Genomic DNA, 12704 nt, shown 5'->3' on the forward strand with positions numbered 1-12704 from the left:
TACCTGGGCAGGCGACGCGGTAAACGGCGCGTGGACTCCTGTTCGCGTAGTTGTGGCGTTACGTGCGGCTTTGGCGGTTCCTCCACCCCGAAGCCCGATTGTCACTACGGACGGTCCGTGTTTCGGCTTCTCATCGGGGTGACGGGGAGGTCTGGATGGGGCGCCGGTGAGGCCTCGACCTGCCGGGCTGTCGCCGGCCCGCCGCACCAGGCCGACCCCGGCGGGCGCACCTGACCACGGCGGACCCTCAACGACTCTCCGCTGCCCCGGTGATGGGGCGATGTGCCCCGCCGACCCGGCCGGATACGCTGTGCGGCGTGCGCGTACTGGTAATCGGCTCCGGCGCCCGGGAGCATGCACTCGTCCTCGCGGCGTCCGGTGATCCCGCCGTCACCGCCCTGGCCTGTGCCCCCGGCAATGCCGGGACCGCGGCCGTCGCCGAGCAGCTCGGTGTGGAAGCCGCCGATCCCGATGCGGTCGCCGGGCTCGCGAAGAGCTGGCAGGCCGACCTCGTCGTCGTCGGGCCCGAGGTGCCGCTCGTCGCCGGCGTCGCCGATGCCGTCCGGAAGGCCGGCATCGCCTGCTTCGGTCCGTCGGCCGCCGCCGCGCGGATCGAAGGCTCGAAGGCCTTCGCGAAGGACGTCATGGCCGCCGCGAACGTGCCCACCGCGCGCTGCGAGGTCGTCGACAACCCGGCGCGCCTCGACGCCGCGCTCGGCCGGTTCGGCCCCACCTGGGTCGTCAAGGACGACGGGCTCGCCGCCGGCAAGGGCGTCGTCGTCACGACCGACTACGACGTCGCTCGCAAACACGCCATCATGCTGCTCGACGGCGGCCACCCGGTGCTCCTGGAGTCCTATTTGGACGGACCGGAAGCCTCGCTCTTCTGCTTCGTCGACGGCAACACCGTCGTCCCGCTGCTGCCCGCGCAGGACTTCAAGCGCGTCGGCGACGGCGACGCGGGCCCGAACACCGGCGGCATGGGTGCGTACGCGCCGCTGCCGTGGGCGCCGGAAAACCTGGTCGACGAGCTGGTCGAAACGGTCGTCCAGCCGGTCGCCGACGAGCTGGTGAACCGCGGGGCGCCGTTCTCCGGCCTGCTCTACGCCGGCCTCGCGCTGACCTCCGAAGGTCCGCAGGTCATCGAGTTCAACTGCCGCTTCGGCGACCCGGAGACGCAGGTCGTGCTGGCCCTCCTGCGCACGCCGATCGCCGGCCTCATGCACGCCACCGCCACCGGCAAGCTCGCCGAGCACCCGCCGCTGGAGTGGTCGGGCGGCGCCGCGGTCACCGTGGTGATCGCCGCCGACGGCTACCCGGGCAAGCCGCGCACCGGTGACGTCATCACCGGGGCCGAGCTGGAAGGCGTCCTGCACGCCGGCACCCGCCGCCGTGACGACGGCGCCGTCGTCTCCTCCGGCGGCCGCGTGCTCTCGGTCGTCGGCACCGGCAAGACGCTGAAGTCGGCGCGCAAGCACGCCTACGAAACCGTCGAAAAGGTCCACCTCGCGGGCTCGCACCACCGCACGGACATCGCGCTGAAGGCGGCGAACGGCGAGATCAGCGCCCCGACGGCGAAACAGCGCGCCTGATTCCACGGATCGGGGGAACCGGCCGGGCGCACTCTTCGTCCAAACTCAGGCTCACCAGCCCACCACGTTGGTAGCCTCGACGGGAGCCGGCCGGTCACTGTCCGTATGACGTCAGGGGAGAGCATGTCAGGACCCTCGTACGACAGCGTTGGTCCGGGGCTTCGCCCCGGGCCGGGGACTTCGCCACCCGGACCCCCGCAAGATTTCAGCTCGGCCGTTCCGGTGGCGCCGGCGGCCGCGGACGTCCTGGTCCACCCGGACAAGCTGCTCGACGTCGCCCGGATCGTCGAAGAGCAGGCCAACGCCCTCGAAGACCAGCTGCTGACCCGGCTGGGCCAGCTGCGGATCGACGCGCCGTCGGCCGACGTGATCAGCACGCAGTCGGTCCAGGCGTGGAACACCCTGATCGCCGACGGCGACCGCTCCTACGCCGGACAGGTCCGCGAGTACGTCGCCGGCCTCAAGCGCCTGGTCTCCCAGCTGCGCGACGCCGCGAAGGACTACAAGGTCAGCGACGAGGAGAAGGCGGCGGCATTCGGTGACCGCGGCAAGCACGGTGCGTAAGCGGATCGCCGGCGGCGTGCTCGCGACGGCGGCGCTCGCCGGCTGCTCCGCGGGCACCGACGGCACGCCGTACCCGGTCGAAACGGCCGCCACGGCGGCGTCGCAGAGCGCCAAGGCCGCCCAGCTGCCGAAGCGCCCGGCCGACCTGTCCCTGCAGGGCGTCGACCTGTGCGAAATCTTCCCTCAGGTCCAGCTAGACGCCCTCAAGATCAACAGCACGCCGCGGCCGGCCACGGAGCCGGACGGCCCGGCGTGCGTGTTCGACGCCGACGGCGCCGAACCGGTGCACTCCTACCACGTCCGGGCCGTGCAAGCCGACCTCGACCAGTGGATCACCGGCAACCGCAAGAAAAACAGCATGACCACCGAGCCGAAGGCCATCGGTGGTTACCCGGCGCTGACGAACTACCGCGCGGCCGGCGACCCGGCCGACTGCGAGACCCTCGTCGGCGTCGCGAAGGGGCAGACGCTCGCCGTCCAGACCTTCGCCATCACCCGCGGCCGGCTCACGCAGCCGCAGCTGTGCGACATGTCGGCCCACGCCGCCGACCTGGCGTTGCAGACCCTGAAAGCACGCAACTAGGGAGGGCGCGTGGAATTCTCCGAGCTCGCGGCCGGCATCCAGAACCACCGGTTCGACGGCTGGACCAACACCGCGATCGCCGACCAGATCACGCGGATGATCAACGGCGACGGCACCGGCAGCATCGGCACCGCCGTCGACGCGCTGAAGGCCGTCGCGACCGCGCTCGCCCACACCGACCAGACGCTGCGCGCGCAGCTGCTCAAGCTCGGCGTCGAGTGGCAGAGCCAGGCGGGGGGCGCGGCGAGCCAGGTGTTCACCGAGCAGGCCGGCTTCTCCCAGGACGCCACGACGAAGGTCGCGCACGCCGCGGAAATGGTCTTCGAGCAGGGTGAGGCGTTCAACCGGACGAAGTACAAGCTGCCGGACGCCGAAACGGTCCGGAAGGGCGCGGGCGGCTTCACCCTCACCGACAGCGTGGTGCTGAGCCTCATCGGCTTCGAGACCGACCACGCTCGCCAGGTCGAGGCCGCGAACGACGCCAAGGCCCAGGCGCAGCAGGCGCTGAACGAGTACGCGCAGCAGAGCGGCACGAACCTGCTGTCGACGCAGACGCTGTCCGACCCCGAGTCGCTGAAGCTCGCCGCCCCCGGTGTCGCGCCGGGCGTGCTGGACGTCGCCGGCGCCGCGGTCGCGGTGACGCCGGACGGCGGCGTGAAACCGGCCTCGGACCGGGTCCGGTCGGTGCACGTCGATCCGCCGGTCGTGCAGCCGGTGTCCCACACCGTCCACGCCGACCCGCCGACCCCGGTGTACGGCGTCGCGGCGCAGCAGCCCGCCCGTCCGGCTCAGCAGCAGCCGTCGCGGCAGACCGGCTCGTCGGGCACGGCCGGCGCGCCGGCCGCCGCCCAGCACACGACACCGAGCTCGGTGACGACGCCGTCGGGTGCGAAGCCGCCGACGTCGGCGCCCGCGCCGGGCTGGGTCCACACCCCGGGCCGCGGCTCGTCCGGCGATCCGTCCGGCCGCTTCACCCCGGGCCCGCTGACCGCGGGCCAGGGGGACCAGTTCGTCCCGCCGGGGGCGCCCGGGGCGCTGCCGCCCGGCACGCTGCCGCCCGGCTCGGCCCCGGCGACGGCGCCGATCAAGTCGCTCGGCGGAAGCGGCGGGGGCGCGCCCGGCGGTTCGGCGGGCATCGACAGCTCGGCCGCCGGCCGCGGCCCGGACGGCCTGCTGGGCAAGGGCCGCACGGTCGGCGCGATCCCGCAGGCCCCGCTCCAGCCCGGCCAGTACACGGCCGAACGCGGGTTCGTGGTGAAGCCCGGGGCGACCCCCGGCGAAATCGGTGCCGGTGCGGCGGCGATCGGCGCGGGTGCGGCCGGCGGCGCGCTGAGCGGTGACAAGGAGCGTCAGCGGCGCGAGAAGGGCCAGCCGAAGGGCCCGGTGCGGCCGCTGCCGGTCGGCGAGCTGCCCGAAGAGGAAGCCGTCGCGCTGCGCAAGTCCGAGCAGATCAGCCCCAAGCAGAAGCCGGGCGAGGCGCGGTTCCTGGCCGAGGCGGCCCCGCAGGAGGAAGACGCCGAGCACGTCCGCCGCTACGGCGTCGACGACCAGGACCTGTTCGCCGACCAGCGGATGGTGTCCCCCGACGTGCTGGGCGACCACAGCGGGGACGGGCGCTGACCGTGTCGCTCGTCCTGTCGGCCCTCGAGTTCGACGTGCTCTGGGAATCCCTCGAGCTGCCCCGGCGGCACGTCGCGCTGGACGTGCCGAGCGAAGGAGCCACCCGCACCGAGCGGCTGGAACTGGTGGAGTCGGCGTGGGCGTCGCTGAGCGAGCGGCGCCTGGCCCGCAACCGGCGCGTGTCCGGCGAGCTGGCCGACCTGCTGCACCTGCTCGCCCGCCCGCAGTTCGGCATCGACGTGTGGGTGTGGGCGGAACGCGAGATCCGTGGCCGCGCGGTCAGCCTGCGCAGCCAGGCGGTGCTCGCGGTGGTCGACCACGGCGAGGTCTGGCTGATCCCGGCGACCGAGGACGGCCTGGCGGAGGCGGCGGTCTCGGTGGCGGGCGAGCTGGGCCCGGGCATCGGCCAGACGGTCAGCCTCCCGTACGACGTCGTGAAAGCCGCCGACGCGGCCGCGAAGGGCGACGCGAAAGCGCTGGTCACGGCGTTGGAGGACCGCGGGATACCGCTGTTCCAGGCCCAGGAGCTCGCCGGCATGCTGCTCGGCCAGGAGGCCCGCGGCCAGTTCGGCGCGGAACGCACCACGCGCGACGGCGTGGTGCACCGGGCGGGCCGGGTGGTGGCGTTCTTCGACACGGACTCGGGCCGCTACCTGTTCCAGGTGAGCCGCGACGGCGACGGCCGCGAGTGGGCCACCGTCACCCCGGCGGACAACACGCTGCTCGCCACGCGGATCCGTGAACTGGTGGCGGAGGCCTGAGCCCCGCCGGGTGGAAGTTCACGGAGAGCCGTACCGGCGCCCCGGGCGAAGTCATAAGGTAAGCGCGGGAACCGTCCTGGTCGTGACGACGTCCGATCGGGCGGAGACAAGTTTCCGAAGGGGATGACGAACCGTGCCTGTCTACGACCCGGACTCGATGGCCATCGCGGCCCGCCAGGTGGAGAAGCTGAAGGACGAGTTCGAAAAGTCCAAGCAGAAGGTCACGGGCCTGGACCACGAGAAGGAAAGCCCCTTCGGCGGGATGGACGAAACGGGCGACGCGCACGGCGCGGTCGGCAAGTTCAAGGACGGCGTGCACAGCCAGTTCGACGCCGCGGGCAAGCACATGGAGGCGCTGGGGTTCGCCATGCGCAAGGCCGCCGGCCTGATCGCCGAGACCGACCAGGTCGGGGCGAGCGACCTCAAACTGCACGTCGACAAGTAAACAGGGGGCACGGGTGGGGTTGAACGCGGTCGGCGCCGGAACGCCGGACAACTGGGACGCCTTCATGAAGAAGGTGGACCAGGTCGAGAAGGTCGACCTGGAAAAGATTTCGGCGGCGGCGACGCAGTTCCGTGAAGCCGGCAAGAACGCCGGCGACCACAACGCGTCCCTGAAGAACTCGACCGACGCGCTCAACGGCAGCGTGTGGGCCGGCCCGGCGGCGGACCAGTTCTTCCAGTACGTCCGCCAGGTCCGCGACGCCGGCACCAAGGTGCAGACCCACCTCGAGGACGTCGCCAAGGACCTCGACGACCTGCAGTCGAGCCTGGCGCAGATCAAGAAGACGGTGCAGGACAAGCAGCTGGCCGCGGAGAAGGCGGTCAACGAGCGCAACGCCAAGGCCGAGACCGACATCAACAACGCACTGGCCGCGGCGAGGAAGGCCCACGACGAAGGCAAGCCGGGCCCGAGCCCCAGCGCCGACGAGATCCTGGCCACCGCGAAGACGGACATCCACACGATCACCGCCGGCTTCGACGGCGACGTGACGGGCCTGCAGACCCAGGCGGACACGGCGATCAAGGCTTCGCAGAAGCTGATGTCCCAGCAGATCGAGGGCGGCTACGACCAGGTCCCCCTGCCGAGCAGCTCGGCCGCGGCCCCCAAGAGCACGGGCGGCATCCACAGCAACGGCGCCTCCCACCACGGCGGCGGCGGTGGTGGCGGCGGCGGAGGAGGTGGCGGCGGTGGCGGCGGCCTCGGGCCGAGCGGCGGCCCGCCTTCCTCACCGCCGCCGGGGAACGTCCAGCAGTGGATCCAGGAGGCCATGAAGGCGCTGCAGGCCGCGGGCATTCCGGTGACCGATGCGGACATCCCGAAGATCTGGGCGATCATCCAGCACGAATCCGGCGGCAATCCCAACGCCATCAACAACTGGGATTCCAACGCCGCCGCGGGGCACCCGTCCAAGGGGCTCATGCAGTGCATCGACTCCACGTTCAACGCCCACAAGCTCCCCGGGCACGACAACATCTACAACCCGGTCGACAACATCATCGCCGGTGTCCGGTACTCCTTCGACCGGTACGGCAGCCTCGACAACGTGCCCGGCATCAAGGCCATGGCCCACGGGGGTGCCTACCGCGGCTACTAGCCTGGCCCCATGGCCGACCTCGGAGCTTTCGCCGGGCCCGCGCTGCGGGCCGGTGTGCCGCCCTTCCACGTCATGGACGTCCTCTCCGCGGCGGGGGCCCGGCAGCGCAGTCACGGGGACCTCGTGTCACTCGCCGCCGGGCAGCCGTCCGCGCCCGCGCCGAAGCCCGTGCTCGAGGCCGCGCGAAACGCCCTGGGCAACAGCACCCTCGGGTACACCGAGCAGCTCGGCGTCCCCGAACTGCGGGAGGCCGTGGCCGGGCACTACCGGAAGCGGTACGACGTCGACGTCCAGGCGCACGACGTCGTCCTGACCACCGGCTCCTCCGGCGGTTTCCTGCTCGCCTTCCTCAGCGCCTTCGACCCCGGGGCCAAGGTCGCCATGGCGCGGCCCGGTTACCCCGCCTACCGCAACCTGCTCTCCGTCCTGGGCTGCGAGGTCGTCGAGTTCGCCACCACCGCCGAGACGAACTTCCAGCCGACCGTCGCGCTCCTCGACGAGCTGGGGCCGATCGACGGCCTGATCGTCGCCAGCCCGAGCAACCCCACCGGGACCGTGCTGCCGCCCGGGGAGCTCGCCGCGATCACCGGCTGGTGCGCGTCGCACGGTGTCCAGCTGATCAGCGACGAGATCTACCACGGCATCTCCTACGGCGCCGAGCTCGACTGCGCGTGGCAGTACGGCCGCGAGCCGATCGTCCTCGGCAGCTTCTCGAAGTACTTCGCGATGACCGGCTGGCGGCTCGGCTGGATGATCGTGCCGCAGCGCCTGCACCGCGCCGTCGACGTCCTGACCGGCAACTTCACCATCTGCCCGCCCGCGGTTTCGCAGTACGCGGCCCTCGCCGCCTTCACGCCCGAGGCGTACGCGGAAGCCGACGCGCACGTCGAGCGGTACCGCGCCAACCGCGATCGGCTCTTCGCCGGCCTGCAGCGCATCGGCCTCGACAAGCTCGCGCCGGCGGACGGCGCCTTCTACGCGTACGCCGACGTCAGCGCGTACACCGAAGACAGCCTGAGCTGGTGCCAGCGGCTGCTCGCCGACACCGGGCTCGCCATCACCCCGGGCGTCGACTTCGACCCGGTCGACGGCGGCAAGTACGTCCGGTTCTCCTTCGCCGGCAGCGCCGGGGACATCGACGAGGCGGTCCGGCGCCTGGGGGCGTGGCTGCCCAGGGGGAACCCTGAATAAACCCCGAACGTTGGCCGTCCGAGGGGAGTTTCACCGCGCCAGGTGGCACTGTGGGGTCATCGGGCCGGTGGGGCCACGGGGAAACATCGGAGGAACCATGTTCTGGAAGATCGTCGGCGGCCTGATCGTCGCCTGGGTGGCGTTCATGGTGCTGGGCGCCGTGATCGGCTTCGTGTTCAAGGCGGTTCTGTGGATCGCCATCATCGGTGGCATCGCGTTCCTGGGCGCCGCCGGCTACAAGGCGGTCACCGGTGGCCGCAAGGACCCGCGGCGCATCAACCGCTACTGACTCAGGGGATCCGCGCCACGCCGCCGAGCGCCGTCCAGTTGACCGGCGTCAGCGGCGCCAGGCGCGGGCCGTCCGGCCACCACTCGTGCGGTGCGGTCAGCCCGGGTTCGAGCAGGTCGAGGCCGTCGAAGAACGACATGATCTCGGGCCGCGCCCGGTAACACGTGTCGAGGCCGGTGCGGCCGAAGCGGTCCTGCAGGGACGCCGCGACGGCGGCCGCCTCGGAGCCGTCGGCCGGGTCGTGCTGGTGCAGCAGGAGCAGGTACGAGCCCGGCGCCAGCGCGCCGACGTAGGACTTGACCACCTGCTGCGCCTGCTGAAGGTCGGCGATGTGGTCGACGACCCCGCAGAGCACGAGCCCGGCGGGCCGGTCGAAGTCGATGAACTGCGCGACCCCGGCGAGCGTCTCGCCGGGGTTCAGCGGGTCGGTGCCGCAGATGTGCGTGAAGTCGTTGTCCACGAGCAGCGCCCGGCCGTGCGCTTCCACCACCGGGTCGTCGCCGACGTAGACGACGTGGGCTTCCGGGTTGTACTTCTGCGCCACCTGGTGGGTGTTCTCCGCCGTCGGGAAGCCGGACCCGAGGTCGAGGAACTGGTCGACGGCCAGCCGCTCGGTCAGGTAGCGGACGGCGCGGACCAGCCACTGCCGCACTTCCCGCGCCATGGCCGGTGCTTCCGGAGCGATGGCCGTCAGCTGCCGCAGGACAGCGCGGTCGGGCTCGTAGTGGTTCTGCCCGCCCAGCAGCGCGTCGGTGACGCGCGCGATGCTCGGCCGCTCGAAGTCGACGTGGGCCGACGGTCGTTCGCTCGTCGCCATGCGCACCTACCGGGGAGTCGGGGACGCCTCAGCCTAGGACATGGAGATCACGTCCGGTAGGCGGCCGTGCGGTGCCCGTGAGTGGTCAGTCCAGCCAGGCGCGGGCCGCGTCGGCGCCGTTCCACACGTGGGCCCGCAGCCCCACCGCGCGCGCTCCCTCCACATTGGACTCGCGGTCGTCGAAGAACAGGCAGTCGGCCGGTTCGGCGCCGAGTTCGTCGAGCAGCAGGCGGAAGATCTTCGCGTCCGGCTTGACGCACCGGACGTCACCCGAGAACAGCGTCACGCGGAAGTGCCGCGCCCAGTCCTGCGCGCGGGCCCACTCGCCGAACGCGATCGGCGCGTTCGACAGCAGCGCCAGGTTCGCGCCGGCCTCGGAGAGGGCCTCGAGCAGCGCCTTCGACGAGGGCTCCAGGTGACCCCAGCCCTCGACGTCGATGCGGGTCAGCTCGGCCGAGAGCGCCTCGTCCACCGGCGCTCCCACGGCATCGCCGACCGCCTGCCAGTACTCGAGCGGCGTGCTGCCGGCGTCGAAGGGAATGCGGTACTCCCAGTACGCCTCGAGGAACTCCGGCAGCGGCGCGGCCATCTCCGCGGCGAGGTCCGGGAGGGCGGCGCTCGGCTTGCTGAGCACGTCGCCGTAGTCGAACACGATCCAGTTCACGATGTCCCCCGGGGAGATCAGGCGCCGGTCTTGATCCGGCGCAGGGCTTCTTCGACGTCGGTCGCGCTCAGGTCCCGGTGCGTGACGAACCGGACCTTGCCCGCCATCGGCACCGCGCGGATGCCGAGCGAGTCGAGCCAGGCCAGCGCGGTCGGGATGTCCGGGACTTCGGCGAGCACGATGTTGGTGTCGGGCCGGTTGGTCGGCCAGCCGTGCTCGCGCAGGCCCTCGGCGAGCCGCCGGGCGTTCTCGTGCGATTCGGCCAGCTCCGGGAGGCGGTCCAGCGCGATCAGGCAGGCCGCGGCCAGCACGCCGCCCTGCCGGACGCCGCCGCCGAGCATCTGCCGCATCCGGCGCGCCCGCTCGACGAACGCCGCGCTGCCGGCGACGACCGAGCCGACCGGCGCACCGAGGCCCTTGCTGAAGCAGGCGGACACGGTGTCGACGCCGACGGTCAGCGCGGCCGGCGGCACCTCGAGCGCGACCGCGGCCTGCCACAGCCGGGCGCCGTCGAGGTGCACGGTCAGGCCCGCTTCCTTCGCGACGGACAGCAGCTGGGCGTGCTCGTCCGGGGGCGTGACCGCCCCACCGGCCGCGTTGTGCGTGTTCTCGAGACAGAGCAGCGTTGTCCGTAATGTGAAGTACGGCCCGGGTTGCCCGATCGCGGCTGCGAGGGCGTCGGGCGATGGGCGGCCCGGGCCGCCGTCGTGCTCGAGGATGTCCGGCATGCCGCCGGCCAGCCACGCCGCCGAACCCAGCTCGTTGGCCAGCACGTGCGCGCCGCGGGTGGCGAGGAACCGGTCACCGCGCTGCAGGTGCAGGCTCAGCGCGATGAGGTTGGCCATCGTGCCGCTCGGGACCCAGAGCGCGGCGGGCATGCCCAGAACGTGCGCCGCCCGCTCCTCCAGCACCGCGATGGTCGGGTCGCGCTCGAGGACGTTGTCCCCGACCTCGGCGGAGGCCATCGCCGCCCGCATCGCGTCATCCGGCCGGGTGACAGTGTCGGAGCGGAAGTCCAGTACGGGCGGGGTGAAGGTCACGGACCGATCACATCACACCCACGTCGTGGGGATCAATCAGCCCTCGGGTGGTCGAACCCGCCCGGTCCGTGCAACCGTGGACGCCCCTGATTCCGTCCTCCCGGGCGAACGACGAACGAGCGGAGCACGACTGCGCGTGGACCAGCGCGACGAGCAGGAGTTCGCGGAGTACTTCGCCGCCAGGCGGGACGCCGTGCGCCGGACCGCGTACATGCTCTGCGGCGACTGGCACCGGGCGGACGACCTCGCGCAGACGGCGTTCGTGGCACTGCACCGGAGGTGGAAGAAGATCAGGGATCGCGCGGCGACCGACGCGTACGTCCGCAAGACGCTCGTCCGGGCGTCGATCGACGAATCGCGGCGGCCGTGGCGGCGGGAGTGGCAGACCGAGACGCTGCCGGAGCCGTCCGACGACACACCCGGCCTCGACGACCTCGTCGCGACCAGGGAAGACCTGCTCGCGGCGCTGAAGGAGGTGCCGCCCAAGCAGCGCGCGGTGCTGGTCATGCGGTTCTTCGAAGGACTCGACGTGACCAGCGCGGCGAAGGCGCTGGGCTGCAGCGAAGGCAACGTGAAGAGCCAGACCGCCCGCGGGCTGGCGAACCTGAGGCAGGTCCTCGAACGGGAGGTGGAGACCAATGGATGAGCAGGAGCTGCGTTCGCTGTTCTCCGCCGCGCCGCCGGACGCGCCGTCGCCGACGTTCACCCGCGACGACGTCGTCCGAGAGTCCCGCCGCCAGACCGTGCGGCGCCGGAACCGGATCACCGCCGGGGTGAGCGCCGCCGCGCTGGTGGTCGCCGGGTTCGGTGCGTACGGGCTCACCTCCGGGGGTACTCCCGGCTCGCTCACCGCTGCGAAGGACAACGCCGCGCCCGCGCGATCCGGACCGGGCTCCGCGCAACCGGGAGACGGCCCGCTGCGTCCTGAAGTCGGTGGGGAGTCACCGAACTTCTCGTCCCAGGCACCCCAGCAGGGGGGTGTCGGGGAGGAGAAGACCGGCCAGTCGGCCGAAGGCGCCTCCGGGTGCGAACAGGTGGACGGGGAGCTCGCCATCGCCCTCGCTGGCGAGCTCCCCGGCCACGTCGACACCGCCCGAGCCGTTCCGGGCGGCGCCTGTTCGACGGTGTCGCGGTCCGCTGGGTTCCCGGTCGAGGGCGGCGAAGTCGCCGCGGCGGTGTACCCGAAGGGCATCCCGGAGGTCTTCAAGTCCCAGCCGGCCGGCACGGTCACGGCGCGGGCCGGTACCGCGTCCGGTGGGGTGCTGGTGCTGGTCAGCGTGCCTGCCGCGGGGGCGGCGGCGCCGTACGCGGGCGAGGTCGACCGGTTCGCCCGGCGTCTCGCGCCCCGCTTCTGAGCCCGGGTCCGCCCGGTTGGCAGAATGACCGGCCATGACCGCTGCGACCACCCCGAAGGGGGAACGACGGCGCGCCGCGCTCGTCGAGGCCGCCGCGAAGCTGCTCGTCGAGGGCGGGTTCGACGCCGTCCGGCACCGGGCGGTCGCCGAGCGGGCCGGCTTGCCGCTCGCGTCGACGACGTACTACTTCGACTCGCTGGAAGACCTGGTCACGGCGGCCGTCGAGCACCATTCGAACGCCGAGCTGGCGACCGGCCGCGCCCGGCTGGACGAGCTCGCGACCCGCAACCGCGGGGTGCAGGCGACCGTCGACCTGGTGCTGGACATGCTGCTCGGCCCGGAGAGCGGTGACCCGGCGGCCGACGCCGAAGCCGTCCTCCTGCGGTACGAACGGCTGGTCGCGACCGGCCGCCGCCCGTACCTGCGGCCGTTGATGCGGACGCTGTCGGCCCAGCTCAACGAGCTGCTGACGGAAATCTTCGCCCGCTCGGGCACCCCGGTCACCGCGACCGAGCTGGAGCGGCTGGTGGCGCTGGTCGACGGCGCGGTCGTCAACGCGCTGATCGCGGTCGACCCGGAACCCCGCGCGGCGGCGGCCCGGATGCTCCAGGCGGCCCTCGCCGGCTGAGC

Annotated in this window: 15 protein-coding genes; 12 read left to right on the top strand and 3 right to left on the bottom strand. The window is 72.3% G+C overall.

What is annotated here, in order from left to right; genetic code table 11:
• Positions 1–317 precede the first annotated feature (317 nt).
• The 9 genes from purD to ACLJOU_RS04330 all read left to right on the top strand — a co-directional run bounded on the left by purD (position 318) and on the right by ACLJOU_RS04330 (position 8198).
• The gene (gene purD / locus ACLJOU_RS04290) at positions 318–1592 is read left to right on the top strand and encodes a phosphoribosylamine--glycine ligase (protein ID WP_410563292.1); all 1275 of its coding nucleotides are present in this window, start codon (positions 318–320) and stop codon (positions 1590–1592) included.
• A 222-nt stretch (positions 1593–1814) separates the two neighbouring features.
• Positions 1815–2156 (top strand): hypothetical protein, encoded by a 342-nt coding sequence (locus ACLJOU_RS04295; protein WP_410563293.1) that lies wholly within the window; start codon positions 1815–1817, stop codon positions 2154–2156.
• A 16-nt stretch (positions 2157–2172) separates the two neighbouring features.
• Positions 2173–2739, top strand: a complete 567-nt coding sequence (locus ACLJOU_RS04300) for a DUF3558 domain-containing protein (protein ID WP_410564720.1) — start codon at positions 2173–2175, stop codon at positions 2737–2739.
• A 9-nt stretch (positions 2740–2748) separates the two neighbouring features.
• Positions 2749–4359 (top strand): hypothetical protein, encoded by a 1611-nt coding sequence (locus ACLJOU_RS04305; protein WP_410563295.1) that lies wholly within the window; start codon positions 2749–2751, stop codon positions 4357–4359.
• A gap of 2 nt (positions 4360–4361) precedes the next feature.
• Positions 4362–5120: an ESX secretion-associated protein EspG gene (locus tag ACLJOU_RS04310; RefSeq protein WP_410563298.1), complete on the top strand. Its 759-nt coding sequence runs from the start codon at positions 4362–4364 to the stop codon at positions 5118–5120.
• A gap of 133 nt (positions 5121–5253) precedes the next feature.
• Positions 5254–5565, top strand: a complete 312-nt coding sequence (locus ACLJOU_RS04315; RefSeq protein WP_410563300.1) for a hypothetical protein — start codon at positions 5254–5256, stop codon at positions 5563–5565.
• 13 nt (positions 5566–5578) lie between these two features.
• Positions 5579–6718, top strand: coding sequence for a transglycosylase SLT domain-containing protein (locus tag ACLJOU_RS04320; RefSeq protein ID WP_410563302.1), 1140 nt, complete (start codon positions 5579–5581; stop codon positions 6716–6718).
• Between the two features lie 9 nt (positions 6719–6727).
• On the top strand, positions 6728–7909 hold the full coding sequence (locus tag ACLJOU_RS04325) for a pyridoxal phosphate-dependent aminotransferase (protein ID WP_410563304.1): 1182 nt from the start codon (positions 6728–6730) through the stop codon (positions 7907–7909).
• Positions 7910–8006: 97 nt separating this feature from the next.
• Positions 8007–8198 (top strand): hypothetical protein, encoded by a 192-nt coding sequence (locus ACLJOU_RS04330; RefSeq protein WP_410563305.1) that lies wholly within the window; start codon positions 8007–8009, stop codon positions 8196–8198.
• A 1-nt stretch (position 8199) separates the two neighbouring features.
• Here ACLJOU_RS04330 and ACLJOU_RS04335 read toward each other — a convergent pair whose 3' ends face one another.
• The 3 genes from ACLJOU_RS04335 to ACLJOU_RS04345 all read right to left on the bottom strand — a co-directional run bounded on the left by ACLJOU_RS04335 (position 8200) and on the right by ACLJOU_RS04345 (position 10719).
• Positions 8200–9015: an SAM-dependent methyltransferase gene (locus ACLJOU_RS04335; protein ID WP_410563307.1), complete on the bottom strand. Its 816-nt coding sequence runs from the start codon at positions 9013–9015 to the stop codon at positions 8200–8202.
• Between the two features lie 85 nt (positions 9016–9100).
• Entirely contained in the window at positions 9101–9679 is a 579-nt protein-coding gene (locus ACLJOU_RS04340) for an HAD family hydrolase (RefSeq protein ID WP_410563309.1), read from the bottom strand.
• A 17-nt stretch (positions 9680–9696) separates the two neighbouring features.
• Positions 9697–10719 (bottom strand): threonine aldolase family protein, encoded by a 1023-nt coding sequence (locus ACLJOU_RS04345; RefSeq protein WP_410563310.1) that lies wholly within the window; start codon positions 10717–10719, stop codon positions 9697–9699.
• A 136-nt stretch (positions 10720–10855) separates the two neighbouring features.
• On the opposite strand from ACLJOU_RS04345, the gene ACLJOU_RS04350 reads away from it, so the two are divergent.
• Genes ACLJOU_RS04350 through ACLJOU_RS04360 form a run of 3 tightly spaced genes read left to right on the top strand, consistent with a single transcriptional unit; the run spans position 10856 to position 12702 of the window.
• The gene (locus ACLJOU_RS04350) at positions 10856–11365 is read left to right on the top strand and encodes a SigE family RNA polymerase sigma factor (RefSeq protein ID WP_410563313.1); all 510 of its coding nucleotides are present in this window, start codon (positions 10856–10858) and stop codon (positions 11363–11365) included.
• Positions 11358–12074, top strand: coding sequence for a hypothetical protein (locus tag ACLJOU_RS04355; RefSeq protein ID WP_410563316.1), 717 nt, complete (start codon positions 11358–11360; stop codon positions 12072–12074). The genes ACLJOU_RS04350 and ACLJOU_RS04355 overlap by 8 nt, the downstream gene beginning before the upstream one ends.
• Positions 12075–12108: 34 nt before the next feature.
• The gene (locus tag ACLJOU_RS04360) at positions 12109–12702 is read left to right on the top strand and encodes a TetR/AcrR family transcriptional regulator (RefSeq protein WP_410563318.1); all 594 of its coding nucleotides are present in this window, start codon (positions 12109–12111) and stop codon (positions 12700–12702) included.
• The last annotated feature ends 2 nt before the right edge of the window (positions 12703–12704 follow it).

The organism is Amycolatopsis sp. cmx-4-61 (assembly GCF_046548775.1).
Lineage (GTDB): Bacteria > Actinomycetota > Actinomycetes > Mycobacteriales > Pseudonocardiaceae > Amycolatopsis.

What these genes read in the sequence shown, in the direction of transcription:
- ACLJOU_RS04325 (WP_410563304.1), top strand. Translation starts at nt 6,728, where the DNA reads ATGGCCGACCTCGGAGCTTTCGCCGGGCCCGCGCTGCGGGCCGGTGTG.
- ACLJOU_RS04330 (WP_410563305.1), top strand. Translation starts at nt 8,007, where the DNA reads ATGTTCTGGAAGATCGTCGGCGGCCTGATCGTCGCCTGGGTGGCGTTC.
- ACLJOU_RS04335 (WP_410563307.1), bottom strand. Translation starts at nt 9,015, where the DNA reads ATGGCGACGAGCGAACGACCGTCGGCCCACGTCGACTTCGAGCGGCCG.
- ACLJOU_RS04355 (WP_410563316.1), top strand. Translation starts at nt 11,358, where the DNA reads ATGGATGAGCAGGAGCTGCGTTCGCTGTTCTCCGCCGCGCCGCCGGAC.
- ACLJOU_RS04360 (WP_410563318.1), top strand. Translation starts at nt 12,109, where the DNA reads ATGACCGCTGCGACCACCCCGAAGGGGGAACGACGGCGCGCCGCGCTC.